At 59.8% G+C, this 24,531-nt stretch carries 23 protein-coding genes; 15 read left to right on the top strand and 8 right to left on the bottom strand.

Annotated features, from left to right (window positions below; all coding sequences use genetic code 11):
* Positions 1–46: 46 nt before the first annotated feature.
* On the top strand, positions 47–850 hold the full coding sequence (locus QOL84_RS25310) for an IclR family transcriptional regulator (protein WP_283438967.1): 804 nt from the start codon (positions 47–49) through the stop codon (positions 848–850).
* An 8-nt stretch (positions 851–858) separates the two neighbouring features.
* On the opposite strand, the gene QOL84_RS25305 is transcribed toward QOL84_RS25310, so the two are convergent.
* On the bottom strand, positions 859–1,911 hold the full coding sequence (locus QOL84_RS25305) for an NAD(P)-dependent alcohol dehydrogenase (protein ID WP_283438966.1): 1,053 nt from the start codon (positions 1,909–1,911) through the stop codon (positions 859–861).
* 192 nt (positions 1,912–2,103) lie between these two features.
* Here QOL84_RS25305 and QOL84_RS25300 point away from each other — a divergent pair, with 192 nt between their 5' ends.
* The gene (locus QOL84_RS25300) at positions 2,104–2,994 is read left to right on the top strand and encodes an AraC family transcriptional regulator (RefSeq protein WP_283438965.1); all 891 of its coding nucleotides are present in this window, start codon (positions 2,104–2,106) and stop codon (positions 2,992–2,994) included.
* A 170-nt stretch (positions 2,995–3,164) separates the two neighbouring features.
* Here QOL84_RS25300 and QOL84_RS25295 read toward each other — a convergent pair whose 3' ends face one another.
* Complete coding sequence (locus QOL84_RS25295; protein WP_150648311.1) at positions 3,165–4,829, bottom strand: electron transfer flavoprotein-ubiquinone oxidoreductase; 1,665 nt, start codon at positions 4,827–4,829, stop codon at positions 3,165–3,167.
* Between the two features lie 550 nt (positions 4,830–5,379).
* Between QOL84_RS25295 and QOL84_RS25290 the strand changes: the two genes are divergently transcribed.
* The 10 genes from QOL84_RS25290 (at position 5,380) to QOL84_RS25245 (ending at position 14,914) form a co-directional block, all read left to right on the top strand.
* Positions 5,380–6,129, top strand: coding sequence for an electron transfer flavoprotein subunit beta/FixA family protein (locus QOL84_RS25290; RefSeq protein ID WP_007908338.1), 750 nt, complete (start codon positions 5,380–5,382; stop codon positions 6,127–6,129).
* Positions 6,130–7,059 carry an electron transfer flavoprotein subunit alpha/FixB family protein gene (locus tag QOL84_RS25285; RefSeq protein ID WP_034155324.1) on the top strand — a complete coding sequence of 310 codons (930 nt, stop codon included), beginning with the start codon at positions 6,130–6,132 and terminating at the stop codon, positions 7,057–7,059.
* Between the two features lie 79 nt (positions 7,060–7,138).
* On the top strand, positions 7,139–7,960 hold the full coding sequence (locus QOL84_RS25280) for a substrate-binding periplasmic protein (RefSeq protein ID WP_129394989.1): 822 nt from the start codon (positions 7,139–7,141) through the stop codon (positions 7,958–7,960).
* A gap of 9 nt (positions 7,961–7,969) precedes the next feature.
* Positions 7,970–8,326, top strand: a complete 357-nt coding sequence (locus QOL84_RS25275) for a DUF4398 domain-containing protein (protein ID WP_283438964.1) — start codon at positions 7,970–7,972, stop codon at positions 8,324–8,326.
* On the top strand, positions 8,323–9,135 hold the full coding sequence (locus QOL84_RS25270) for an OmpA family protein (protein ID WP_064391473.1): 813 nt from the start codon (positions 8,323–8,325) through the stop codon (positions 9,133–9,135). The genes QOL84_RS25275 and QOL84_RS25270 overlap by 4 nt, the downstream gene beginning before the upstream one ends.
* Positions 9,136–9,449: 314 nt before the next feature.
* Positions 9,450–10,889: an aminotransferase-like domain-containing protein gene (locus QOL84_RS25265; RefSeq protein ID WP_283438963.1), complete on the top strand. Its 1,440-nt coding sequence runs from the start codon at positions 9,450–9,452 to the stop codon at positions 10,887–10,889.
* Positions 10,890–10,967: 78 nt separating this feature from the next.
* Positions 10,968–11,438 carry a translation initiation factor 2 gene (locus tag QOL84_RS25260; protein ID WP_283438962.1) on the top strand — a complete coding sequence of 157 codons (471 nt, stop codon included), beginning with the start codon at positions 10,968–10,970 and terminating at the stop codon, positions 11,436–11,438.
* 166 nt (positions 11,439–11,604) lie between these two features.
* Positions 11,605–11,859: a YkgJ family cysteine cluster protein gene (locus tag QOL84_RS25255; protein ID WP_283438961.1), complete on the top strand. Its 255-nt coding sequence runs from the start codon at positions 11,605–11,607 to the stop codon at positions 11,857–11,859.
* A gap of 41 nt (positions 11,860–11,900) precedes the next feature.
* The gene (locus QOL84_RS25250; protein WP_129394985.1) at positions 11,901–12,506 is read left to right on the top strand and encodes an START domain-containing protein; all 606 of its coding nucleotides are present in this window, start codon (positions 11,901–11,903) and stop codon (positions 12,504–12,506) included.
* Positions 12,507–12,820: 314 nt separating this feature from the next.
* Complete coding sequence (locus tag QOL84_RS25245) at positions 12,821–14,914, top strand: LTA synthase family protein (RefSeq protein WP_129394984.1); 2,094 nt, start codon at positions 12,821–12,823, stop codon at positions 14,912–14,914.
* Between the two features lie 74 nt (positions 14,915–14,988).
* On the opposite strand, the gene QOL84_RS25240 is transcribed toward QOL84_RS25245, so the two are convergent.
* On the bottom strand, positions 14,989–15,147 hold the full coding sequence (locus QOL84_RS25240) for a DUF3309 family protein (RefSeq protein ID WP_169432680.1): 159 nt from the start codon (positions 15,145–15,147) through the stop codon (positions 14,989–14,991).
* Positions 15,148–15,471: 324 nt separating this feature from the next.
* On the opposite strand from QOL84_RS25240, the gene QOL84_RS25235 reads away from it, so the two are divergent.
* The 3 genes from QOL84_RS25235 to csrA all read left to right on the top strand — a co-directional run bounded on the left by QOL84_RS25235 (position 15,472) and on the right by csrA (position 17,016).
* Entirely contained in the window at positions 15,472–16,287 is an 816-nt protein-coding gene (locus QOL84_RS25235; protein ID WP_095120542.1) for an SDR family oxidoreductase, read from the top strand.
* Between the two features lie 63 nt (positions 16,288–16,350).
* Positions 16,351–16,683 carry a YnfA family protein gene (locus QOL84_RS25230; RefSeq protein ID WP_283438960.1) on the top strand — a complete coding sequence of 111 codons (333 nt, stop codon included), beginning with the start codon at positions 16,351–16,353 and terminating at the stop codon, positions 16,681–16,683.
* 147 nt (positions 16,684–16,830) lie between these two features.
* Positions 16,831–17,016: a carbon storage regulator CsrA gene (gene csrA / locus QOL84_RS25225; RefSeq protein ID WP_122661663.1), complete on the top strand. Its 186-nt coding sequence runs from the start codon at positions 16,831–16,833 to the stop codon at positions 17,014–17,016.
* Positions 17,017–17,021: 5 nt separating this feature from the next.
* Here csrA and QOL84_RS25220 read toward each other — a convergent pair whose 3' ends face one another.
* The 5 genes from QOL84_RS25220 to mnmC all read right to left on the bottom strand — a co-directional run bounded on the left by QOL84_RS25220 (position 17,022) and on the right by mnmC (position 24,415).
* Positions 17,022–17,249 carry a YheU family protein gene (locus QOL84_RS25220; RefSeq protein WP_003192759.1) on the bottom strand — a complete coding sequence of 76 codons (228 nt, stop codon included), beginning with the start codon at positions 17,247–17,249 and terminating at the stop codon, positions 17,022–17,024.
* Between the two features lie 170 nt (positions 17,250–17,419).
* Positions 17,420–18,610: an osmoprotectant NAGGN system M42 family peptidase gene (locus tag QOL84_RS25215; RefSeq protein WP_283438959.1), complete on the bottom strand. Its 1,191-nt coding sequence runs from the start codon at positions 18,608–18,610 to the stop codon at positions 17,420–17,422.
* A gap of 141 nt (positions 18,611–18,751) precedes the next feature.
* Positions 18,752–20,497, bottom strand: a complete 1,746-nt coding sequence (ngg, locus tag QOL84_RS25210) for an N-acetylglutaminylglutamine synthetase (RefSeq protein WP_283438958.1) — start codon at positions 20,495–20,497, stop codon at positions 18,752–18,754.
* Positions 20,498–20,500: 3 nt separating this feature from the next.
* Positions 20,501–22,273, bottom strand: coding sequence for an N-acetylglutaminylglutamine amidotransferase (locus QOL84_RS25205; RefSeq protein ID WP_283438957.1), 1,773 nt, complete (start codon positions 22,271–22,273; stop codon positions 20,501–20,503).
* A gap of 162 nt (positions 22,274–22,435) precedes the next feature.
* The gene (gene mnmC / locus QOL84_RS25200; protein ID WP_283438956.1) at positions 22,436–24,415 is read right to left on the bottom strand and encodes a bifunctional tRNA (5-methylaminomethyl-2-thiouridine)(34)-methyltransferase MnmC2/FAD-dependent 5-carboxymethylaminomethyl-2-thiouridine(34) oxidoreductase MnmC1; all 1,980 of its coding nucleotides are present in this window, start codon (positions 24,413–24,415) and stop codon (positions 22,436–22,438) included.
* Positions 24,416–24,531: the final 116 nt, after the last annotated feature.

The raw sequence follows: 24,531 nt of genomic DNA, 5'->3' as shown, positions 1-24,531 counted from the left end.
CGACCATAATGCCGCCCGTTCCCTCGCTCAACGGTAAAGGCTGGATATGCAGGAAGACGCTCCGGAAAAAACCAAGGACGCCGCACCCACCGGCACCCAGACGCTGTTGCGCGGCTTGGGGGTGGTGCAAGCGGTGGCCAGTGGCGCTCGCGATCTCAAGGAAATTGCCCGGCTGATCGGCACCACGCGCAGCACCACCCATCGTCTGGCCAGTTGCCTGGTTGATGAACGCTATCTGCGTGTGGTGCCGCAAGTCGGTTACCTGTTGGGGCCGAAGCTGATCGAGCTGGGATTTCAGGCGCGTGAAGAGTTGCCGCTGGTGACCTTGGCCGGACCGTATCTGGACGAATTGTCGGCGCTGACCGGCGACACCGTGCACTTGGGCATTCGTGAAGGCGATGAAGTGCTGTATCTGCTGAAGAATCCGGGGCGCAACGGTCCGGAAATGCGTTCACGGGTCGGCCATCGCATGCCGCTGGCGCGTACCGGGATCGGCAAGGCGTTGATGCTCGATGACTCGCCGAAAGACTGGCAACGGCTGTACGACATCAGCCTGCCGGCCGGTGGGAAAAGTCAGTTCTGGCCGCAGCATCCCCAGCAGTCGTGGGAACAGCTCGAACAACGCATGGCCGAATACGTCGCCGGTGGCTACGCCTTCGATCTGGAGGACAACGAACCGTCGATCCGCTGCGTGGCGGCGCCGATTCGCGATGCGAGCAAAGGCATTGTGGCGGCGATCAGTATCGCCAGCACGGTGCCGTACATGCCGCTGGAAAAAATGGCCGAGCTGATTCCCCTGATCAAAGGGGTCACAGCCCGGCTATCGGCGGAACTCGGCTTGAAGGTATAAGGGCGGATTTAAACCTTGAGCGTCGCCATGTCGATGACGAAACGGTACTTCACGTCGCCGGCGATCATCCGGGCATAAGCCTCGTTGATCTGGCGGATGTCGAGCATTTCGATGTCGCAGGTGATGTTGTGTTCGGCGCAGAAATCCAGCACTTCCTGGGTTTCAGCGATGCCACCGATCAAGGAGCCGGCCAATACCCGGCGACCCAGTACCAGTTTCGCCGCGTGCACCGGCGGATCAATCGGCTCGATCAGGCCGACCAGAATGTGCATGCCGTCGAAACGCAGGGTGTCGAGGTACGGGTTCAGATCGTGCTGCACCGGAATGGTGTCGAGCAGGAAGTCGAAGTAACCGGCGGCCGCTTTCATCTGCTCGGGGTCGGTGGAAACGATCACGTGATCGGCGCCCTGACGACGACCTTCTTCAGCCTTGCTCGCCGAGCGGGTGAACAACGTCACTTCAGCGCCCATGGCCTTGGCGAACTTGATGCCCATGTGGCCCAAACCGCCCATGCCGAGAATCCCGACCTTGTCGCCAGCCTTGACGCCGTAGTGCTTGAGCGGCGAATAGGTGGTGATGCCGGCGCAAAGGATCGGCGCAGCGCTGGCCAGAGCCAGTTTTTCCGGGATGCGCACGACGAAGTGTTCGCTGACGACGATGCTGTCCGAATAACCGCCCATGGTGTTGCTGCCATCGACCCGGTCCGGGGTGGCGTAGGTCATGGTCGGACCTTCGAGGCAGTATTGCTCGAGGTTCTGCTGGCAGGCTTCGCAGCTACGGCAAGAGTCGACCATGCAGCCGACACCGACCAGATCGCCTACTTTGTGTCGGGTGACATTCGCACCGATGGCGGTGACTTTTCCGACGATCTCGTGGCCGGGCATCAACGGGTAAACGGCAATGCCCCATTCGTTGCGTGCCTGATGGATGTCGGAATGGCAGACGCCGCAGTAGAGGATTTCGATCGCGACGTCGTCGGCGCGCGGGCTGCGACGTTCGAATTTCATCGGGGCGAGGGGGGTGGTGGCCGATTGGGCGGCATAGCCGATAGCGGTGTACATGTGAAACCTCGCAATAGCAGGAACAAGTGAAGCGGCGCATTCTGGGCGTCGACTGACGGTCCGGCCATGACGATTCCTCCGGGTCTCATGCCTAATCCTCCGGCATGCGGGTTTGATCGGTCGCATTGGCAAAAGGATCTGCGATGATGCTTCCATGCCCTTTTTTCGCAATATTTTCAGTGAAGAGTTTCGATGCAATTAACCCGTCATCTTGATGCCAACGCCCGCCTGGTTTCGTTGATCGAACCGCTGGCGCTGCGCGATGGTTACTCCCCGACCGGGTTGCCCGGTGTGCAAGTCTTGCGCGCCAGTTGTGACGTCGCCCGTGGCCCGCATATTTATGAACCGAGCCTGATGATCATCGCCCAGGGCAGCAAACTGGCGTTCCTCGGGCCGCGCACCATGGAATATGGCGCCGGGCACTATCTGATCCAGGCGCTGCCGGTGCCGTTCGAGTGCGAGACCTTTGCCTTGCCGAATGCGCCGTTGCTCGGTGTGTCGGTGGCGATTGATCGGGTGTTGCTCGGCGAGTTGGTGTTGGCCATGGGCCTGGCGCCGGGTCGGCATATTCCGGCGCAGACACCGGAGTCGATGACCTCGGTGGTGCTCGACGATGACATGCGTGGTTGTGTCGAAAGATTGCTCAGTTGTCTGCACGATCCGCTGGAATGTCAGATTCTCGGGCCGGCGCGGGTGCGTGAGTTGTTGTTCGTCGCGTTGCGCGGGCCGCAGGCGGATGTGTTGCGCGCGTTGGTTGAGCAGCAGGGGCAGTTTGCGCGGGTGGCGGCGTCGATCAGTCATCTGCATGCGCATTACACCGAGCCATTGAATGTCGAGACGCTGGCCGGTTGCGCGAACATGAGCGTGTCGACGTTTCATGAGCATTTCAAACGCAGCACGTTGTTGTCGCCGGTGCAGTATCTGAAGCGCTTGCGGTTGTTGAAGGCGCAGACATTGCTGGTCGCGGAAGGGCTAGGTGTGGCGCAGGTGGCGCATCGGGTGGGCTATCAGAGTACGTCGCAGTTCAGCCGTGAGTACAAGCGCTACTTCGAACGCAACCCGGGCGACGAGCGCGCCGCCTGAGTCCTCGACTGACCGACGATCCCTGTAGGAGCTGCGGCACGCTGCGATCTTTTGATTTTGTTTTTTCAGGATCAAAGTCAAAAGATCGCAGCGTGCCGCAGCTCCTACAGAGGAATTTTGGGCAACAAAAAGGCCCCCGATCCGGGAGCCTTGTTGTTCAGCGGTTCGGCTTACATATTTGGATAAGTCGGGCCGCCGGCGCCTTCCGGCGTCACCCAGGTGATGTTCTGCGAAGGATCCTTGATGTCACAGGTCTTGCAGTGCACGCAGTTCTGGGCGTTGATCTGGAAGCGCTTCTCGCCGTCTTCCTTGGTAATCACTTCGTACACGCCGGCCGGGCAGTAGCGCTGCGCCGGTTCGTCGTACAGTGGCAGGTTCTTGCTGATCGGGATGCTTGGATCGGTCAGCTTCAAGTGGCAAGGCTGTTCTTCTTCATGGTTGGTACCGGAGATGAACACCGAGCTGAGCTTGTCGAAGCTGAGTTTGCCGTCCGGCTTCGGATAGTCGATCTTCTTGCAGTCGGCCGCGAGCTTGAGGCAAGCGTAATCCGGCTTGGTGTCATGCAGGGTGAACGGCAGTTTGCCGCCGAAGATGTTCTGGTCGAGCCAGTTGAAACCACCGCCAACGATGGCGCCGAACTTGTGGATCGCCGGGCCGAAGTTACGGCTGGCGAACAGTTCGTCGTAGAGCCAGCTCTTCTTGAACGCGTCGACGTAAGTGGTCAGTTCTTCGGTGCCGTCCTTCTCAGCGAACAACGCGTCAGCCACCGATTCAGCGGCGAGCATGCCCGACTTCATCGCGGTGTGGCTGCCTTTGATCTTGGCGAAGTTCAGGGTGCCGAGGTCGCAACCGATCAGCGCGCCGCCCTTGAAGACCATTTTCGGCAGCGAGTTCAGGCCACCTTTGCAAATCGCGCGGGCGCCGTAGCTGATGCGCTTGCCGCCTTCCAGGTACTGCGCCAGCACCGGGTGATGCTTGAGGCGCTGGAACTCGTCGAACGGCGACAGATAAGTGTTGCTGTAAGACAGGTCGACGATCAGACCGACTACGACCTGGTTGTTTTCCAGGTGATAGAGGAACGAGCCGCCGGTGTTCTCGGTGCCCATGATGTCCAGCGGCCAGCCGGCGGTGTGGACTACGAGGCCTGGCTGATGTTTGGCCGGGTCGATTTCCCAGATTTCTTTCAGGCCAATCCCGTAGTGCTGGGCGTCGGCATCGCTGTCGAGGTTGTAGCGCTTGATCAGTTGTTTGCCGATGTGGCCACGGCAACCTTCGGCGAACAGCGTGTATTTGCCACGCAGTTCCATGCCCGGGGTGTACAGGCCTTCTTTCGGGTTGCCTTCGCGGTCGACGCCCAGATCACCGGTGATGATCCCGCGAACCACGCCTTGCTCGTCGATCAGCGCTTCCTGAGCGGCGAAGCCCGGGTAGATTTCCACACCGAGGTTCTCGGCCTGCTGGGCCAGCCAGCGGCACAGGTTGCCAAGGGAAATAATGTAGTTGCCTTCGTTGTGCATGGTCTTCGGCACAAAGAGGTCGGGAATTTTCTGCGCGCTGTCGGCGTTTTTCAGCACGAAAATGTCATCGCGCGTGACCGGCGTGTTCAGCGGCGCGCCGAGTTCTTTCCAGTCCGGGAACAGTTCGTTCAGAGCGCGTGGTTCGAATACGGCACCGGAGAGGATGTGTGCACCGACTTCGGAGCCTTTTTCGACCACGCAGACGCTGATTTCCTTACCGGCTTCGGCGGCCTTCTGCTTCAGACGGCAGGCGGCGGACAGGCCAGCGGGGCCGGCACCGACGATGACCACGTCGAATTCCATGTATTCGCGTTCCACAGGCTATCTCCTACTCAAGGCTCAACAGTTTTTTTTCTAATTTGGAGGTTTGATGTCGCATCCGCTATTCCTTTACGTTAACGTCAAGGAGAATATTGGAGAACAGACCTTTCTCTCTAGGCGGCGCATTATATCTACACCACTCCTAGCGTCCAATACAAACGTTTGTTTGAATCGGCTCCAGGCCAGAGAAATCAAAGAAGCGCGGCTTATGAATGGTCATTTTGCTGTATTGACCGGAATAGGCGTTCCGGTCAAGATACGGGCGGTTTTGCGCTCGCCGTAGGCAGACTGGCGGTTTCAAGAGCACCTCTAAAGACAGGGCGTAGGCAGAAAGGGTGATGCGCAGCGCAGGTCTGGCGCGCAGTTTACACAGCGTGAAGTTGAATGACTGATTGGTCACCACTGACGAACGGTCCAGCACTTTGCAGGGTGTCATCATCCCGAGTACAAGCCGGCGTTTTTAGAGGTGCCCTTGTAGGCCCGATGAGCATCAACCGCCAGGTTCGCCTAGGCGACTTTCTTTTCACCGGAGAGTAACGAGGAATCCATGAAGGTTCTTGTAGCTGTCAAACGCGTTGTGGATTACAACGTCAAGGTTCGCGTCAAGGCGGACAATTCCGGCGTCGATCTCGCCAACGTCAAGATGTCGATGAACCCGTTCTGCGAAATCGCAGTGGAAGAAGCTGTACGCCTGAAAGAGAAAGGTGTTGCGACTGAAATCGTCGTCGTCTCCATCGGCCCGACCACCGCTCAGGAGCAGCTGCGTACCGCACTGGCTCTGGGTGCCGACCGTGCCATCCTCGTCGAATCCGCTGAAGATCTGACCTCGCTCGCCGTGGCCAAGCTGCTCAAGGCTGTGGTCGACAAGGAACAGCCTCAACTGGTGATCCTTGGCAAACAGGCCATCGACAGCGATAACAACCAGACCGGCCAGATGCTCGCTGCACTGAGCGGCTACGGTCAGGGCACGTTCGCTTCGAAAGTCGAAGTCTCTGGCGACAGCGTTGCCGTGACTCGCGAAATCGACGGCGGCGCGCAGACGGTTTCCCTGAAACTGCCGGCGATCGTCACCACCGACCTGCGTTTGAACGAGCCGCGCTACGCGTCTCTGCCAAACATCATGAAAGCCAAGAAGAAGCCTCTCGAAGTGCTGACTCCGGACGCTTTGGGCGTTTCCACCGCCTCCACCAACAAGACCCTGAAAGTCGAAGCGCCGGCTGCACGCAGCGCAGGTATCAAGGTCAAGTCGGTGGCTGAACTGGTTGAAAAACTCAAGAACGAAGCGAAGGTAATCTAAATGACTATCTTGGTTATTGCTGAACACGACAACAAAGTGCTGGCCCCGGCCACGCTGAACACCGTGGCTGCTGCTGCCAAAATCGGCGGCGACATCCACGTTCTGGTTGCCGGCCAAGGCGCTGGCGCCGTGGCGGAAGCCGCTGCGAAAATCGCTGGCGTGAGCAAAGTCCTGAACGCTGACAATGCCGCTTACGCGCATCAGCTGCCGGAAAACGTTGCGCCATTGGTTGCAGAGCTGGGCGCTGGCTACAGCCACATCCTGGCTGCCGCTACCTCCAACGGCAAAAACATCCTGCCGCGCGTTGCCGCGCAGCTGGACGTTGACCAGATCTCCGAGATCATCTCGGTCGAAAGCGCTGACACGTTCAAGCGTCCGATCTACGCCGGTAACGCCATCGCTACTGTGCAATCGACCGCTGCGATCAAAGTGATCACCGTGCGTGCCACCGGTTTCGACCCGGTTGCTGCTGAAGGTGGTTCGGCTGCCGTTGAAGCGGTTGCTGCTGCGCACAACGCTGGCACTTCGAGCTTCGTTGGCGAAGAGCTGGCCAAGTCCGATCGTCCAGAACTGACCGCTGCCAAGATCGTCGTTTCCGGCGGCCGTGGCATGCAGAACGGCGACAACTTCAAACACCTGTACGCCCTGGCCGACAAGCTGGGCGCTGCCGTCGGTGCTTCGCGCGCTGCGGTTGACGCAGGTTTCGTACCGAACGACATGCAGGTCGGTCAGACCGGCAAGATCGTTGCGCCACAGCTGTACATCGCCGTCGGTATCTCCGGCGCGATCCAGCATCTGGCCGGCATGAAAGACTCCAAAGTGATCGTTGCGATCAACAAGGACGAAGAAGCACCGATCTTCCAGGTGGCCGATTACGGTCTCGTGGCGGATTTGTTCGAAGCAGTACCTGAGCTGGAGAAGCTGGTCTAATCCAGCGGCTTCACTTATAAAGAGCCCGACCTTTTGGTCGGGTTTTTTTTGTCTCGGATTTGAGTGGGAGCGTTTTGCCATGGATCTGCGCTGCGGATTGTTGTTGGGATTGGCCCTGTTGCCAGGTTTGGCGACAGCCGCTGGCAAGTGCGAACGCCTCGTCGTTACCGGCAGCCCGGATGCGCCGCCGTACCTGTGGCAGGATCCGCAAAATCCGAAACAATTGATCGGTGCCAGTGCCGACCTGTTGCAGCAAGTGGCCAAGGATCTCGGCATCAAAGTCGAGTTGCTCTACGCCGGCAAACGCGCGCAAGCCCTCGACGAAGTGCGCAGCGGGCGCATGGACATGCTCGCCGACGCGCCGCTGACCTTCACTGAGCTGGAAAACCTCGACTACATCTATCCGCCGCTGCTGGAAAACGACTACCTGGTGTGGACGCGCAAAGGCTCGACACTGGCCTACAGCGAAGCCAAAGACCTGCACGGCCACGCCGGCGCCTTGTCGGAAAAGTCTCGAATGACCCAGGCATTTGGCACTTTCGCCGAGCAGAATCTGACCCTGACCAAGACAGCCAACCTCACCCTGGCCCTGCAGAAATTGCTCTTGGGCGAAGTGGAATATGTACTCGCCGGGCGTTACTCGGGCATGGCCGCCGCACAGGCGTTGGGCATGGCCAATGATCTGCTGGCGTTCGAGCAACCCATTGATCGCCCGGGGTTGTTCCTTGCGGTTTCCCACAACTCGGCCTGCAACGATCCGTGGTTGCGCGGACAGCTAGCCAAAAAGATGACAGAATTGCCCGCGTCCGGACTGACGGAAGCCGCGCTGCAACGCAATATCGAGCGCTGGAAGGCGCAGCAGCAACAGCCGCAACAACCTGTCAGTGCCCCAAAACAGTAGGGATTCTTAGTGAGTATTCGACCTCTTTTCGCGGCTGTGGCCGTTCTGGCCCTGGCCGGTTGCGCAACCGATCCGGCACCGATTGAACAAATGCGTCTGACCGAGCAGGCCATCACCCAGGCCAAGGCTGTCGGCGCCACTGCAGATGAAGTGCCGGAAATGAAACTGGCCGAAACCAAATACGATCGCGCCAAAGGCAACATGGCCGACGAGTCCTATCGCAATGCGCGCATGCGTGCCGAACAGGCCGAGCTGGATGCGCGTCTGGCTGAAGCCAAAGTGCTGACGCAAAAAAGTGAAGAACAGCTGAACGTGCTCAACACCCGCATCGTCCGACTGCGCAAGCAACTGGGAGATGCCCAATGAGCCTCAAATCCAAAGTCGTTGGCGCTTTGATCCTCGCCGGTTGCGCCAGCCTGTACGGTTGCGCCGGGCAACACAGTGAATCCGCTCTGCAAGAAGCCGGCGCCGACTTCCAGAAAGTCAAAGAAGACTCCAACGTGCTGCGCATCGCGCCAAAAGACGTGATCCGCGCCGGTGAATCCCTGGCCCGCGCCGATCGCTTGTCGACCTATTGGGGCAGCGGTTCGGACGTGGTGCATTACGCCTACCTGAGCCAGCGTTACAGCGAAATCGCCCGCGAACATACCAATCAGGTGCTTAACGAAGAGCGCGCGGCCAAGCTCGAACTGGAGCGCCAGCGTCTGCAATTGGCCTTGCGTGAATCCAAGTTGCTCAGCGTGCAGCAGCAGGGCAAGTGGCTGGAAGAACAGATCGTCGCACTGGCCACCACGCAGACTGACCGTGGTCTGGTGATGACCCTGGGTGACGTATTGTTCGACACCGGTGAAGCTGAGCTGAAAAACTCGGCCAACCGCGTGGTGCTGAAGATCGTCCAGTTCTTGCAATTGAATCCGAAACGCGTGGTGCGTATCGAGGGTTACACCGACAGCACCGGCGGCAAGCAGGAAAACCTCAAGCTGTCCCGCGACCGCGCGCAAGCCGTGGCTGACGTGCTGATGGACCTGGGCATCGATGACAAACGCATTCAGGTCGAAGGTTACGGCGATGAATACCCGGTAGACGTCAACGCTTCCGAGCGCGGGCGGGCACAGAACCGTCGCGTGGAAATCGTTTTCTCCGACGAAAAAGGCCAGCTCGGCGCCGCCCGTTAAGCAACGCAAAACCCTGTAGGAGCTGGCGAAGCCTGCGATCTTTTGATCTTGGTTTTAAAAACAAGATCAAAAGATCGCAGCCTCGTTGCACTCGTCAGCTCCTACACGGCTCCTACACGGCTTCTGCAAAGCCCGGCCTGTCATGCAGTGCCGGGCTTTTTTACGTCTGTCGAATAGCTCGCAAATCAGTACAGTCGGGGGCAGACACCGCACTGTATGGTCGACTAAAGTGGTAACTGTCCCAGTACACTTCTAAACTGTTCCGGTATTGTTTCACACAAGAATAAAATGCCCGTGAAATCGAGTGCTGCGTCATGACCAATCTTTTGCTCTACCAACGTATTGCTCAGCAACTGGCCGAAGACATCCGCCGTGGTGTCTATCAACCGGGGGAACGCGTGCCTTCGGTGCGCAAGATGAGCTCGCAGCTCAACGTCAGCCATGCGACGGTGTTGCAGGCGTATGCCAATCTCGAAGATCAGGGGCTGATTCGGGCACGGCCGCAGTCCGGTTATTACGTGCACCAGACGCCAGCGCTGACGGCGCCGACACCGGACATCGCGCGGGTCGAACGGCCAGGTCTTGTCACTCGTAGCAGCATCATTCAGCAGGTTCTGGTCGAATCGCGCCGCGAAGGTGTCTTCCCGCTGGGCGCGGCGGTACCGAGCGTTGATTACTTGCCGGTGCGCGCGCTGCATCAGCAATTGGCCAAGGTCACCCGTTTCCATAGCCCGCGCGCCTTCAGCTATATGTTCAGCCCCGGTTTTGAACCGCTGCGTCGGCAAGTGGCGATTCGCATGCGTGACGCCGGCGTGGTTATCGACCCCTCGGAGGTGGTGATCACCCACGGTTGTGTCGACGCCTTGCAGATGTCGTTGCGGGTACTCACGCGGCCGGGCGATCTGATCGCCGCCGAATCGCCGACCTATTACGGATTGCTGCAACTGGCTGACCTGCTCGGCCTGAAAGTCATCGAGATCCCCAGCGACCCCGCCACCGGCATGAGCCTCGAAGCCCTGCAACTGGCGGCCAATCAATGGTCGATCAAGGCGTTGGTGTTGACCACGCGCCTGAGCAATCCCTTGGGCGGCACCATGCCCGAAGAGCGGCAAAAGCAGTTGCTGCGCCTGGCCTCGGACTTCGATATCCAGATCGTCGAAGACGATATCTATGGCGAGTTAATGTTCGAGCAGGGTCGCACCAAAGCGCTCAAGGCCTATGACCGACTGGATCGGGTGATCTACTGTTCGAGCTTTTCCAAGACGTTGTCGCCCGGGGTGCGTATCGGCTGGATGATTGCCGGCAAGTATCAGCAGGAAATCCAGCGCTTGCAGACCTTCAGTACGCATTCAGCGTGCAGCGTGACGCAGATGGCCATTGCCGCCTATCTGGAAAACGGGGGTTATGACCGGCATTTACGGTACATCCGCCAGGAATACCGGAAAAACCTCAGCGCCTTTCAATTGGCGGTGCAGCAGTACTTCCCCGAAGGCACGCAAATGTCCCGGCCCACGGGCGGTTTCATCCTCTGGGTGAGTCTGCCAGGAAGGGTCAATACCCAGGAATTGCATGTCCGTGCCTTGCAGCAGGGCATCAGCATCGCGCCGGGGTTGATCTTCAGTAATACCGAGCAGTTCAACCACTGCATCCGCCTGAACTGCGGCATTCCGTGGAACCGCGAGGCGGAGCGAGCGTTGATGACTCTCGGTCTGCTGGCCACGCAACTGTGTCAGGAAACGGCCGGCGGATTCTGAACGAGCAGAGGGTCATGCTTGTCTTGTGGCGTCCAACAAGCGAGCATATGGCCCTCTGCCGTTAGTCTCGTTGGGTCCATGAAAGCGATTTTTCCTGCCGCCTGGGTTTGCCTCTGCTTGTTGATGCTCGGTCATGCGCCGGCGGTCATGGCCGCCGCAGTTGCCGAAAAGCCGGCAGCGACGACGACAGCCAAGAAAGCGCCGGTCGTAAAGAAAGCTGCCGTGGCGAAGAAAACCCAGCAGAAGGTCGTGAAAAAACGCCCCCCGGTTGCCAGCAAATCGAAACCTGCCAGCGAAGTGGCGAAAACCCGCCTGCCACCGGCCAGGCTCGATTTGAGCCTGCCCAAGGACATGGTCCAGGAATTGAAACCCAAGGGCACTGTTCAATTGCCCAAGCGCGAGCCGATCCTGCCGCAGATGTTTGGCGAGAAAAACAGTGGGTTTCAGCTCAATGGCCGTTTGCTCAGCAACGAAATGCAGTTGCAACTGCGCAACGAAGAGCGTCGGGAAGTGGAGGGCGCGGCGCTCGATTTCGAATTCAAGCAGTAAATTCGACTCGGCTGCGACCCGCAGACCAGACGCTTTGTCGGAGACTGGTCAGTCACATTCGGATATCGCTAAAAACCCCGGTTCAGGGAATTTTAAACAGCCGTTTTAGCGGTTACTCTGTTCCGCGTCTCTTTAACACATCGCCCGTCGCGAGGAATTGTTCGTCATGAAATGCCGTGAAGGCTGTGGCGCTTGCTGCATTGCCCCGTCCATCAGTTCGCCGATTCCAGGCATGCCTGATGGCAAACCTGCCGGCGAACGTTGCGTGCAACTCTCGGTCGAAAACCTGTGCAGCATTTTCGGCCGCCCCGAGCGCCCGGCAGTCTGTTCGGGGTTTGCCGCCGATGTCGAAGTGTGTGGCGACAGCTCGGAAGAAGCGATCAGATTGCTCGGCTGGTGGGAGCAGATGACGGCGGCGTGATGTGTCTAACGAACGGAACTTCAACAATAAGGAATAAGACTATGGGTTCGCTGCATCGTATCGCTGTGTTGTGTGGTTTGACCGCTGTGCTGGCCACCTCGGTCGCTCAGGCTGAAGACTGGAAGGTTGCCAAGAACGAAGACGGCATCAAGGTCTCCCTGAGCGAAGTGCCGGGTTCGGACTACAAGTCCTATCAGGGCGTCGCGCTGATGAAGACCACCGTCGCCAAACTGCGCGCATTGCAGGAAGACGTCTCCGGCGCCTGCGCCTGGATTCACGAGTGCAAGACCCAGAAACTGCTCAAGCACGAAGGCGCCCAGAGCTGGACTTACACCCAGTTCAACACGCCTTGGCCAGTCACTCCGCGTGATTCGGTACTGCTCGTGACCACCGTCGAAGGTGCCGACGGCAGCCTGACCCGTAACCTCGAAGGTCTGCCCAAGTACATTCCGGAAGAGAAAGGCTTCGTTCGTGTAGCGCAGGTCAAAGGCTTCTGGAAGTTCGTGCCCAAAGGTGATCAGGTCGAAGTGACCTATCAGGTGCACACCGAGCCGGGCGGCAGCGTGCCTTCGATGATTGCCAACAAGTTCGTCGTCGATGCCCCGTTCAACACCCTCAAAGCTTTGAAAGAACGCGCCGAGAAGTAATCTCGCGCTCAAACAAAACGCCCCGATCGATTCGGGGCGTTTTGTTTTGTATCTATATTGTGTTTCCAGATATGCGTTGCACGAAATTTTCACAAAGTGTTCCAGACAATTCGCCCGCGCTGATTGCACGCTGTCCTGGTCTGCCGCTGCACTAAATGAAAGTGTCTGGTGGCGGGGCAGTAATCAATGGCAATGGTGCGAACGATCGTGCAACATTTGCGCACCGCGCACGCCCCGGGGTCTGGAATGACCAATAGAGGGCATGGCGCCGCTGTATTTTTGCAACTTCAACTTCCAATGGGTCCTAAAACGACATGGCAAACCCGGACGCCCTGAATCAGCAGCGATCTTCCAGTCGCCTGCTGCAACCGACCGTCAAATCGCATCTGGCCTACACGCTGTTGTGTGCTCTGGTCATGATGGTGATGTTTTCCGTGCTGCGCCTCGCGCTGCTGGTCTACAACCGCGAGATGATCCTCGACACCCCGGCTTCGACCTTCCTCGAAGCTTTCGCCAATGGCCTGCGTTTCGACCTGCGCCTGGTGGTTTATGTGTGCATTCCACTGGTGCTGGCGCTGTTCAGTGCCCGCGCCATGGCCGCGCGCGGTTTCTTCCGTCTGTGGCTGACCATCGCCTCGAGCATCGCGCTGTTCCTCGGCCTGATGGAGATGGACTTCTACCGCGAGTTTCACCAGCGCCTCAACGGCCTGGTGTTCCAGTACGTGAAAGAAGACCCGAAAACCGTGATGAGCATGCTCTGGTACGGTTTTCCGGTAGTACGTTATCTGCTGGCGTGGGTCGTCGGCACGGTGATCCTGACCCTGGCGTTCAAAGGCGCCGATCGTGCCACGCGTCCGCGCGGGCCGTTCAGTGGTGGCAGCGTCGGTACCCGTCAGGTTGCGCCGTGGTACACCCGTCTGGCGGTGTTCGTGGTTTGCCTGCTGATCTGCGTGGTTGCCGCGCGTGGCACCCTGCGTCAAGGCCCGCCGCTGCGTTGGGGTGACGTTTACACCACCGAATCGAACTTCGCCAACCAGCTCGGCCTCAATGGCACGCTGTCGCTGATCGCGGCCGCCAAGGACCGCATGGGCGAGGACCGCGACAACATCTGGAAAGCCACACTGCCGCAAGAACAAGCGCAGAAAGTGGTACGCGAGATGCTGGTGATGCCGGACGACAAACTGGTCGATGCCGATATCGCCGCCGTGCGCCGTGACTACACGCCGCCCGCCGACAAGACGCTGCCGATCAAGAACGTCGTGGTGATCCTGATGGAAAGCATGGCCGGTCACTCGGTCGGTGCATTGGGCGCGCCGGGCAACATCACGCCGTACCTGGACAAACTGTCGAAGGAAGGCCTGCTGTTCGACCGCTTCTTCTCCAACGGCACGCACACCCACCAGGGCATGTTCGCGACCATGGCCTGCTTCCCGAACCTGCCGGGCTTCGAATACCTGATGCAGACCCCGGAAGGCAGCCACAAGCTGTCCGGCCTGCCGCAGTTGCTCAGCGCGCGCAAGTATGACGACGTCTACGTGTACAACGGCGACTTCGCCTGGGACAACCAGTCGGGCTTCTTCAGCAATCAGGGCATGACCAACTTCGTCGGCCGTAACGACTTCGTCAACCCGGTGTTCTCCGATCCGACCTGGGGCGTGTCCGACCAGGACATGTTCGACCGTGGTCTGGTCGAGCTGAAGGCACGGGAAAACGGCAAGCCGTTCTATGCCTTGCTGCAAACCCTGTCCAACCACACGCCGTACGCCTTGCCGACGCCATTGCCGGTCGAGCGCGTGACTGACCGTGGCAGTCTCAACGAACACCTGACGGCCATGCGTTACTCCGACTGGGCACTGGGTCAGTTCTTCGAGAAGGCACGCAAAGAGCCGTACTTCAAGGAAACCCTGTTCGTCATCGTCGGCGACCACGGTTTCGGTAACGAGCGTCAGATCACCGAAATGGACCTCGGTCGCTTCAACGTGCCGATGCTGATGATCGCGCCGGGCATCCAGGAGAAGTTCGGTACGCGTGACCACACCGTGGGTACGCAGATCGACATCGTGCCGACCATCATGGGTCGCCTCGGTGGCGAAGTGCGCCACCAGTGCTGGGGCCGTGACCTGCTCAACCTGCCGGAAGGCGACACCGGTTTCGGCGTAATCAAGCCGTCGGGCAGCGAGCAGACCACCGCGATCGTTACCGCTGACCAGATCCTGGTGCTGCCGAAAGAGAAGGAAATGGCACCGAAGATCTATCAGTACCAACTGGGCGCCAACCCTTCGGCCGAGATCATCCCGGATGCTCCGCGCACCGCCGAATTGAAACTCAAGCTGGAAGCGTTCCTGCAAACAGCGACCAAGAGTCTGATGGACAACACCGCCGGTGTGGTTAACGGCAAGCCGGACTGATTGCTCCTGCAATAAACTCCGCGCAATAAAAAAGAGGCCCTCAACAGGGCCTCTTTTTTTTGCCGACTAAATCGTTATATGCGGCCGAGTAGCAACAGCACCAACAGCACGACCAAGACCACGCCGATAATGCCCGATGGGCCATAACCCCAACTTCTGGAGTGTGGGAAGACCGGCAGACCACCGATCAGCAACAGGATCAGGATAATGATTAGAATTGTGCCCATGTCGATTTCCTTTGTTGATAGTGTTCGAGAAGTCTTGATGTTCAAGGGGCGACTGGAGACTAAGTAATTCCAGACGGCTTACAAATTCCGACTGGCGCGAGTGAAAGAAAATTCAATGTTTTTTTAATGTATTTGGATTGCTCGCTTATTTCCTTTAACGCGAAAGATCAAAAGATCGCAGCCTTCGGCAGCTCCTACAGGAATCGGTGTAGGAGCTGCCGAAGGCTGCGATCTTTTGATCCTCCATTCAGCAACTTGATGGAGCGTGGGCGCGCGCAGAACCTTCGCTACACTTCGCCCAACTTCCCCGGAACAACAAGGCTGCCTGCTATGCAAAATCGCATGATGATCACTGGCGCGGGCTCGGGTTTGGGTCGCGAAATCGCGCTGCGCTGGGCGCGTGAAGGCTGGCAACTGGCTTTGTCCGACGTCAGCGAACCTGGCCTGCAGGAAACCCTGAAAATGGTTCGCGAGGCGGGCGGCGACGGCTTCACTCAGCGCTGCGATGTGCGTGACTACAGCCAGCTCACCGCGTTCGCCCAGGCCTGCGAAGAGAAACTCGGCGGCATCGACATCATCGTCAACAACGCCGGTGTGGCCTCGGGCGGGTTCTTCAGTGAACTGTCGCTGGAAGACTGGGACTGGCAGATCGCGATCAATCTGATGGGCGTGGTCAAAGGCTGCAAGGCGTTCCTGCCATTACTCGAACAGAGCAAAGGCAAGATCATCAACATCGCCTCCATGGCGGCGTTGATGCAAGGGCCGGCGATGAGCAACTACAACGTCGCCAAGGCCGGTGTCGTGGCTTTGTCGGAAAGCCTGTTGATCGAACTGGCGCAGCAGGAAGTCGGTGTGCATGTGGTGTGCCCGTCGTTCTTCCAGACCAACTTGCTCGACTCTTTCCGTGGCCCGACCCCGGCGATGAAAGCGCAGGTCGGCAAGTTGCTGGAAAGCTCGCCAATCACCGCAGCGGATATTGCTGACTACATCTATCAGCAAGTGGCGGCCGGCGAGTTCATGATCCTGCCCCACGAACAAGGGCGCATGGCCTGGGCAATCAAACAGAAGAACCCGCAACTGCTTTACAACGAAATGACCTCGATGGCCGAGAAAATGCGCGCCAAGGCCAAGCAGAACAACGGCTGACCTTGCCCGTTGCCGACGCTGTCGTTAGGGTGGCCGCACTGGTCACCCTGTCGAGACGCACCAATGCTCAATTACCTGTGGTTTTTCCTCGCGGCGCTGTTTGAGATCGCCGGTTGTTTCGCTTTTTACCTGTGGCTGCGCCAAGGCAAAAGTGCCTTGTGGGTGATCCCGGCGCTGCTAAGCCTGACCCTGTTTGCGCTGTTGTTGACGCGTGTCGAAGCGGCGTATGCCGGTCGCGCCTATGCCGCTTACGGCGGCATTTACATCGTTGCTTCGATAGGCTGGCTGGCGGTGGTCGAGCGCGTGCGTCCGTTGGGGTCGGACTGGCTCGGCGTGGCGTTGTGCGTGATCGGCGCCAGCGTGATTCTGTTCGGGCCGCGCTTTTCAGCCGCTTGAGGCGAAGGTTGTTTAACGATTTGCAGGAAAGGTCTGAAGGACGTTGCGCATGGCGATGTAGGGCATTACTGATTTGCCCTGCATGGATTGAACAGCCGCCGCAAGCCGCGCATCTTCAGGGTTCGCTAACCCTGGAGGACGACCCTCATGCTTGTACTCAGCCGTGTTGTCGGTGAGTTGATTTCAATTGGTGACGACATCACCTTGCGCGTACTGTCAGTGAACGGCGCCAGCGTGCGCTTCGGCGTCGAGGCCCCGCCAAAGGTCAACGTGCACCGTGCCGAGGTCTATGAACGGATCCAGCGCAAGCAGGCTGTGGAAAAGGTTCGTTGACGGTTTCAGTCGAACAGATGCTTGGGCACGTCGTGCTTGAGCATCAGTTGGCACTGTTCGCTTTCCGGATCGAAGACGATCAACGCCTGGCCTTTGGTCAATGCCTGGCGCACGCGCAGCACGCGGGTTTCCAGCGGCGTGTCATCGCCATTGTCGGTGCCGTCGCGGGTGACGAAATCTTCGATGAGGCGGGTGAGGGTGTCGACTTCAAGAGCGTCGTAGGGAATGAGCATGGGCACCTCGGCTGAATCAATGTCGGGATGCTACGGCGATTGCCGGTTGGCTGCCAGTCTTGTGTAGTCAGTACCGGCCTCATCGCGAGCAGGCTCACTCCTACATTTGGAATGCGTTCCCCTGTAGGAGTGAGCCTGCTCGCGATAGCGGTATCTCACACAACGGCAATCTAACTGTCGGAACGCTGCCCCACCAAGCTATCCACCGGCGGCACCCGCGTATCGCTCTCCATCTGCGTGTCGTGTTCAATCTGATGACTGAAGCGATCCAGCGAAGCATTCGCCGGCGCTGCATCGCTGGCAAACACCGGCGGACTCAAAATGTAGGCGCCCAACAACCGGCTCAACGCCGCCAGACTGTCGATGTGCGTGCGCTCATAGCCATGGGTTGCATCACAACCAAACGCCAGCAGCGCCGTACGAATATCGTGCCCGGCGGTCACCGCCGAGTGCGCATCGCTGAAGTAGTAGCGAAACAGATCACGTCGCACCGGCAGTTCGTTTTCACCGGCCAGACGCAGCAGATGCCGCGACAGGTGATAGTCGTACGGCCCGCCGGAATCCTGCATCGCCACGCTCACCGCGTGTTCGCTGGAATGCTGCCCCGGCGCGACCGGCGCAATGTCGATGCCGACAAACTCGCTGACATCCCACGGTAAAGCCGCTGCCGCGCCACTGCCGGTTTCCTCGGTGATGGTGAACAGCGGATGGCAATCGATCATCAGTTCCTGGCCACTGTCGACGATGGCTTTGAGTGACGCGAGCAGCGCGGCAACGCCAGCCTTGTCATCCAGATGCCGGGCGCTGATATGGCCGCTTTCGGTGAACTCCGGCAGCGGATCGAACGCCACCACGTCGCCGACGCTGATGCCCAGCGAATCGCAATCGGCTTTGGTCGCGCAGTAGGCGTCCAGACGCAGTTCGACGTGATCCCAGCTGATCGGCATCTCGTCGACGGCTGTGTTGAACGCATGCCCGGACGCCATCAACGGCAACACACTGCCGCGAATTACGCCGTTGTCGGTGAACAGGCTGACACGGCTGCCCTCGGCGAAGCGGCTCGACCAGCAACCGACTGGCGCGAGGGTCAGGCGGCCGTTGTCTTTGATAGCGCGGACGGCGGCGCCGATGGTGTCGAGGTGCGCCGAAACCGCGCGGTCGGGGCTGTTTTTCTTGCCCTTGAGTGTGGCGCGAATGGTGCCGCGCCGGGTCATTTCAAAGGGAATGCCGAGTTCTTCCAGACGCTCGGCGACGTAGCGCACGATGGTGTCGGTGAAGCCGGTGGGGCTGGGAATGGCGAGCATTTCCAGGAGGACTTTTTGCAGGTAGTTGAGATCCGGTTCGGGGATTTGCGTGGTCATGGAAACTCCTGATGGGTTGAGCACTGATCGTTCCCACGCTCTGCGTGGGAATGTAGCCCGGGACGCTCTGCGTCCCAAAAGCGGACGCAGAGCGTCCAGTGAGGCGTTCCCACGCAGAGCGTGGGAACGATCAGGAAAGGGTTAAATGGCCGGCTGACTGTGCGGAAACAACAAATCGACAAAGCGCTCCGCCGTCGGCTGCGGCTCATGATTGGCCAATCCGGCGCGTTCGTTGGCCTCGATAAACACGTACTCCGGCTGATCCGCCGCCGGCACCATCAAGTCCAGGCCAACCATCGGAATGTCCAGCGCCCGCGCCGCGCGCACAGCGGCATCGACCAGCGTCGGATGCAGAATCGCCGTGACATCCTCCAGCATCCCACCGGTATGCAGATTCGCCGTGCGCCGCACAAACAGATGCTCGCCGGCCGGCAGAATGCTGCTGTAGTCGTAACCCGCCGCATGCAGAGTGCGCTGGGTTTCGTGGTCCAGCGGAATCTTGCTCTCGCCGCTGGTGGCCGCTTGCCGACGCCGGCTCTGCGCCTCGATCAACGCGCCAATCGAATGCTGACCATCGCCAACCACTTCCGCAGGCTTGCGAATCGCTGCCGCGACCACTTCGAAACCGATCACCACAATCCGTAGATCGAGGCCTTCGTGGAAGCTTTCCAACAGCACGCGGCTGTCGAATTGCTTGGCCGCTTCGATCGCCTGTTGCACCTCTTCGATGCTCTGCAAATCCACGGCAACGCCCTGGCCCTGTTCACCGTCGAGCGGCTTGACCACCAGTCGTTGATGCTCGTCGAGGAACGCCAGGTTGTCGTCGGCATTGCCGGCCAGTTGCTGCGACGGCAGATTCAGGCCAGCGCCTTTGAGCACCTTGTGCGTCAGGCTTTTGTCCTGACACAAACTCATGCTGATCGCGCTGGTCAGGTCGCTCAGCGATTCCCGGCAGCGCACGCGGCGTCCACCATGGCTGAGAGTGAACAGGCCGGCGTCGGCGTCATCGACCTGCACATCGATGCCGCGTCGATGCGCTTCTTCAACGATGATCCGCGCATACGGATTGAACTGCGCCTCCGGGCCGGGGCCAAGAAACAGCGGCTGATTGATGCCGTTCTTGCGCTTGATGGCAAAGGTCGACAGGTTGCGGAAACCGAGCTTGGCGTAAAGACTTTTCGCCTGCCGGTTGTCGTGCAATACCGACAGGTCCAGATAGCTCAACCCGCGACTCATGAAGTGTTCGACCAAGTGCCGCACCAGCACTTCACCGACACCCGGCCGCGAACACTGCGGGTCAACCGCCAGGCACCACAGGCTGCTGCCGTTTTCCGGATCGTTGAAGGCCTTGTGATGATTCAGGCCCATGACGCTGCCGATCACCGCGCCGCTGTCTTCGTCCTCGGCCAGCCAGTACACCGGGCCGCCCTGATGATGCGGGGTCAGCAGCGTGGCATCGATCGGCAACATGCCGCGTGCCGAATACAGCTGATTGATTGCCTGCCAGTCCGCCTCGCTTTGCGCGCGACGAATCCGGAAGCCACGAAACACCCGCGTGGCCTGGCGGTAATCGCTGAACCACAGGCGCAAGGTGTCGGAGGGATCAAGGAACAACTGCGTCGGTTCCAGCCCGAGTATCTGCTGCGGCGCGGCAACGTACAAAGCGATATCGCGCTCGCCGGGTTGCTCGTTGAGCAGTTCCTGTGCCAGCGAGGCCGGATCGGGAAAGGTATGGCCGATCAACAACCGGCCCCAGCCGCAATGCACCGCAATCGGGTCGGCGGCCAAGGCGCTGCCGTCTTCGGCCAGACGTGCCTGCAAGCGTTCGTAGGACGGCGTCTGGCCGCGAATCAGGCGTTGGTTGATGGCCGTGGCGTGAGGTTTCATCGATCAGATTCCTTGTTCACTGAGCCACAGGTTCAGGGCCGCCAGTTGCCACAGTTTCGAACCGCGCAACGGCGTCAGTTGGCCTTGCGGATCAGTCAGCAGTTTGTCGAGCATGGCCGGGTTGAACAGGCCGCGATCCTGACTCGGATCGAGCAGCAGTTCGCGCACCCAGTTCAGCGTGTCGCCTTGCAAATGCTTGAGGCCAGGCACCGGGAAGTAGCCTTTCTTGCGGTCGATCACTTCGCTCGGAATCACTCGACGCGCGGCTTCTTTCAAGACTTGTTTACCGCCATCGGGCAGCTTGAATTTACCCGGCACACGGGCCGACAGTTCAACCAGTCGATAGTCGAGAAACGGCGTACGCGCCTCCAGGCCCCAAGCCATGGTCATGTTGTCGACGCGTTTGACCGGGTCGTCGACCAGCATCACCGTGCTGTCCAGACGCAGGGCTTTGTCCACCGCCGCATCGGCGCCGGGCTGGGCGAAATGTTCTTTGACGAAGTCGCCGGCCGCGTCATTCGCAGTCAGCCACTTCGGTTGTACGGTGGCGGCGTAGTCGTCGTAGCTGCGATCGAAAAACGCGTTGCGATAAGCCGCGTAAGGATCGGCGGCGCCATCGACTTGCGGATACCAGTGATAACCGGCGAACAGCTCATCGGCGCCTTGGCCGCTCTGCACCACCTTGCAATGCTTGGCCACTTCACGCGACAGCAAATAGAAGGCGATGCAGTCGTGGCTGACCATCGGCTCGCTCATCGCACGGAACGCGGCGGGCAGTTGCTCGATGATTTCTTTCTCGTCGATGCGCAGTTGGTGATGCTGCGTGCCGTAATGCTTGGCGATCAGATCGGAATACTGGAACTCGTCGCCGCGCTCGCCGCCGGCATCCTGAAAACCGATGGAGAAGGTCGAGAGGTTCTCGACGCCGACTTCACGCAACAGGCCGACGAGCATGCTCGAATCGACACCGCCGGACAGCAGCACGCCAACATCGACTGCCGCGCGTTGACGAATCGCCACCGCCTCGCGAGTGCTGTCGAGGACGCGATCGACCCAGTCTTCCAGCGTCAGATTTTTCTCGTCATCGTGCGGGCCGTAGGGCAGCGTCCACCAGGTTTTCTGCTCGGTTGTGCCGTCGGCTTCAACGCGCATCCAGGTGGCTGGCGGCAGCTTTTCAATGCCCGCCAGCAGGGTGCGCGGCGCCGGAACCACGGCATGGAAATTCAGGTAGTGATTGAGCGCCACCGGATCGAGGATCGGGTTGATGTCGCCACCCTTGAGCAGCGCCGGCAGGGCGGAAGCGAAGCGCAAACGCTGACCAGTGCGCGACAGGTAGAGCGGCTTTACGCCGAGACGGTCGCGGGCGATGAACAGCCGCTTGGCATCGCGCTCCCAAATGGCAAACGCAAACATGCCGTTGAGTTTCGGCAGCAGCGCTTCGCCCCAGGCGTGGTAGCCCTTGAGCAACACTTCGGTGTCGCCACCGGAATAGAAGGCGTAGCCCAGCGCTTCGAGTTCGGCGCGCAATTCCGGGAAGTTGTAGATCGCGCCGTTGAAGGCCAGCGACAGGCCCAGTTGGCTGTCGATCATCGGCTGCGCCGAACCGTCCGACAGGTCCATGATTTTCAGGCGACGATGGCCCAGGGCAATCGGCCCTTGGGCATGAAAGCCCCACGCGTCGGGGCCGCGAGGCGCCAGGTGATGGGTGATTCGCTCGATGGCTGCAAGGTCTGCAGGTTGTTGATCAAAACGTAACTCGCCAGCTAATCCGCACATAAAATCCTTACCGGTTTTTCCGTTGGGGAGGGTGTTTCTTCAGCGGCCGACATGGCCGGTACTCAGAAACTGACCCGGTGCGGTTGTGGGAGTTTTAGAACGATAAGTTATAAGTGACAGAGTCAGACCGACGGGGCAGCGTTGCGGTGCCCCGGGTCAGGCTCACTTGCCGCGGATCAATCGGCGCAAGGCAAAGCGGTTTGGATGGCAGGCTTCGGCGACACTTCGCGGTAGCGGCAGGGGTTCATTTTCAAGCCAGGCGGCGAGCAGTTCCGCCGACAGCGGTGCGGTGATCAGGCCACGCGAACCGTGGCCGCTGTTGACGTACAGACCATCAAGCCATGGGCAGGCAATGTCCGGAACCTGGCGGGCGTCTTTGCTCAGCGCCGCGTACGCCTCGAGGAACGCTTCGCGGTCGGCGAGCGGGCCAACGATCGGCAGGTAATCCGGGCTGGTGCAGCGGAAGGCTGCGCGACCCTGAAGGTCTTCGACAGGTTGTTCGCTGATGTGCAGACGCGCGACGAGGTCGCTGGAGATCTCTTCGAGCATCGTCAGATTGCCGACGTGTTCAGCGGTGGTCGGGGTCAGGTCGTCGCTGTTGAAATCGAAACTGGCACCGAGAGTATGCTCGCCCAAACGTGCAGGGGCGACGTAACCTTCGGCGCAGACCACCGTGGTCAAGGCCTGACTTTGCGTGGTTTCGGCGAGGCGAGTGATCTGCCCGCGAATGCGTTTGAGCGGCAGCTCGGCGCTTTGCGCAAAACGCTTGATCTCGGCAGCGCCGGCCAGTACCACCACCGGTGCGCTGGCGAGCAAGCGCTCGCCGTCGAACGCTTGCCATTGCTCACCGACTTTGCGCAGTTCCAGCGCTTCGCGATGGCTGAGCAGTTCGATATTCGCCTGCGCCGCTTGTGCATGACACAACGCGGGCGGGTGCACCCAGCCGCCTTCGGGATAATACAAACCGCCGTGGGCCAGACCGATTCCGGCGCGGTTTTGCGCCTCGGGTTGCTCAAGCCATTGCAGCAAATCTTCCGGGAACGCGGCCGCCAATTGCGCGTGACGCTCGGCTTCCTTTGCATTGAATGCCAGTTGCAGCACGCCGCAATCGTCCCAGTCGGTGCCGCGTTGCAGGCTTTCCAGCAGACGGCGGGTGTAGCCGAAACCGCTGACGATCAACTGCGACAACGCCGTGCCATGCGCAGACAATTTCAGGTAGAGCACGCCTTGCGGATTGCCCGAGGCCTCTTGCGCCACGTCCGCGTGACGTTCAAGCAAACTCACCTGCCAACCGCGCGCGGCGAGGCTCGATGCCGTGGCGCAACCGGCCAGACCGGCGCCGATCACCAGCGCCCGACGCTCAGCGGTCAGTGGGGCCGGGCGGGCGAACCACGGCTTTTCAGGAGCGGGCGGCGCGACTTCCGGCGGCCAGCCAAGAAACTCGCCACGGAGGATTTCCCACTTGTGGCCGATGCCCGGCGTGCGCTTCATTTTGAACCCGGCGGCATTCAGCAAGCGTCGCACCCAGCCAGTGCTGGTGAAGGTGCTGATGGTCGAACCCGGTGCTGCCAGTCGTGCCAGTTCGACGAACAGTTCGGCGGTCCACATGTCCGGGTTTTTCGCCGGGGCGAAACCGTCGAGAAACCATGCGTCGATCTGGGCGTCGAGCTGCGGCAGTTGTTCCAGCGCATCGCCGATCAGCAGGGTCAGCGTGACGCGACCGTTGGCCAATGTGATGCGCTGAAAACCCTGATGGATCGCCACATAATGCTTGAGCAACTGATCGGCCAGCGGCTTGAGTTCCGGCCACAGTGCCAATGCCCGCTGCAGATCGGCCGGGCTCAACGGGTACTTTTCGACGCTGACGAAATGCAGCCGCGCACCGCTCACTGCATGTTGTTCGAACAACTGCCAGGCGCAGAGAAAATTCAGCCCGGTGCCGAAGCCGGTTTCGCCGATGACCAGCCGGCCGCCCGCCGGCAACGCAGCAAAACGCTCGGCCAGGCGATTCTGTTCGAGGAACACGTAACGGGTTTCATCCAGACCTGACTTGTCGGAAAAATACACGTCATCGAACACTCGCGAACGCGGGCGTCCCTGGTCATCCCAATCGAGTTGGGCGTGGGGCAATACGGGTTTCATGGCAGGCTCGGCAACGACAAGGCAGCCATTCTAGCCGATCGGGCGGGGGCTGCTTGATCCATGGCAAGTGGCCGTTCGATGGTATCAAGCAAGATCACCGACTTTTGCAGCAACGC

Origin of the sequence: Pseudomonas helmanticensis, from assembly GCF_900182985.1 — a bacterium.
Taxonomy (GTDB): Bacteria; Pseudomonadota; Gammaproteobacteria; order Pseudomonadales; family Pseudomonadaceae; genus Aquipseudomonas; species Aquipseudomonas helmanticensis.
The sequence above is the reverse complement of the archived record's forward strand: the minus strand, read 5'-3'. Positions and strand labels throughout refer to the sequence as shown.

Coding starts and splice junctions, on each gene's coding strand:
- QOL84_RS25250 (WP_129394985.1), top strand. CDS start 11,901: ATGGGTTCGCTGCATCGTATCGCTGTGTTGTGTGGTTTGACCGCTGTG.
- QOL84_RS25205 (WP_283438957.1), bottom strand. CDS start 22,273: ATGTGCGGATTAGCTGGCGAGTTACGTTTTGATCAACAACCTGCAGAC.
- mnmC (WP_283438956.1), bottom strand. CDS start 24,415: ATGAAACCCGTATTGCCCCACGCCCAACTCGATTGGGATGACCAGGGA.
- QOL84_RS25290 (WP_007908338.1), top strand. CDS start 5,380: ATGAAGGTTCTTGTAGCTGTCAAACGCGTTGTGGATTACAACGTCAAG.
- QOL84_RS25235 (WP_095120542.1), top strand. CDS start 15,472: ATGCAAAATCGCATGATGATCACTGGCGCGGGCTCGGGTTTGGGTCGC.
- QOL84_RS25245 (WP_129394984.1), top strand. CDS start 12,821: ATGGCAAACCCGGACGCCCTGAATCAGCAGCGATCTTCCAGTCGCCTG.
- QOL84_RS25220 (WP_003192759.1), bottom strand. CDS start 17,249: ATGCTCATTCCCTACGACGCTCTTGAAGTCGACACCCTCACCCGCCTC.
- QOL84_RS25305 (WP_283438966.1), bottom strand. CDS start 1,911: ATGTACACCGCTATCGGCTATGCCGCCCAATCGGCCACCACCCCCCTC.
- QOL84_RS25255 (WP_283438961.1), top strand. CDS start 11,605: ATGAAATGCCGTGAAGGCTGTGGCGCTTGCTGCATTGCCCCGTCCATC.
- QOL84_RS25280 (WP_129394989.1), top strand. CDS start 7,139: ATGGATCTGCGCTGCGGATTGTTGTTGGGATTGGCCCTGTTGCCAGGT.
- QOL84_RS25215 (WP_283438959.1), bottom strand. CDS start 18,610: ATGACCACGCAAATCCCCGAACCGGATCTCAACTACCTGCAAAAAGTC.
- QOL84_RS25310 (WP_283438967.1), top strand. CDS start 47: ATGCAGGAAGACGCTCCGGAAAAAACCAAGGACGCCGCACCCACCGGC.
- QOL84_RS25265 (WP_283438963.1), top strand. CDS start 9,450: ATGACCAATCTTTTGCTCTACCAACGTATTGCTCAGCAACTGGCCGAA.
- csrA (WP_122661663.1), top strand. CDS start 16,831: ATGCTTGTACTCAGCCGTGTTGTCGGTGAGTTGATTTCAATTGGTGAC.
- QOL84_RS25270 (WP_064391473.1), top strand. CDS start 8,323: ATGAGCCTCAAATCCAAAGTCGTTGGCGCTTTGATCCTCGCCGGTTGC.
- QOL84_RS25300 (WP_283438965.1), top strand. CDS start 2,104: ATGCAATTAACCCGTCATCTTGATGCCAACGCCCGCCTGGTTTCGTTG.
- QOL84_RS25230 (WP_283438960.1), top strand. CDS start 16,351: ATGCTCAATTACCTGTGGTTTTTCCTCGCGGCGCTGTTTGAGATCGCC.
- ngg (WP_283438958.1), bottom strand. CDS start 20,497: ATGAAACCTCACGCCACGGCCATCAACCAACGCCTGATTCGCGGCCAG.
- QOL84_RS25260 (WP_283438962.1), top strand. CDS start 10,968: ATGAAAGCGATTTTTCCTGCCGCCTGGGTTTGCCTCTGCTTGTTGATG.
- QOL84_RS25285 (WP_034155324.1), top strand. CDS start 6,130: ATGACTATCTTGGTTATTGCTGAACACGACAACAAAGTGCTGGCCCCG.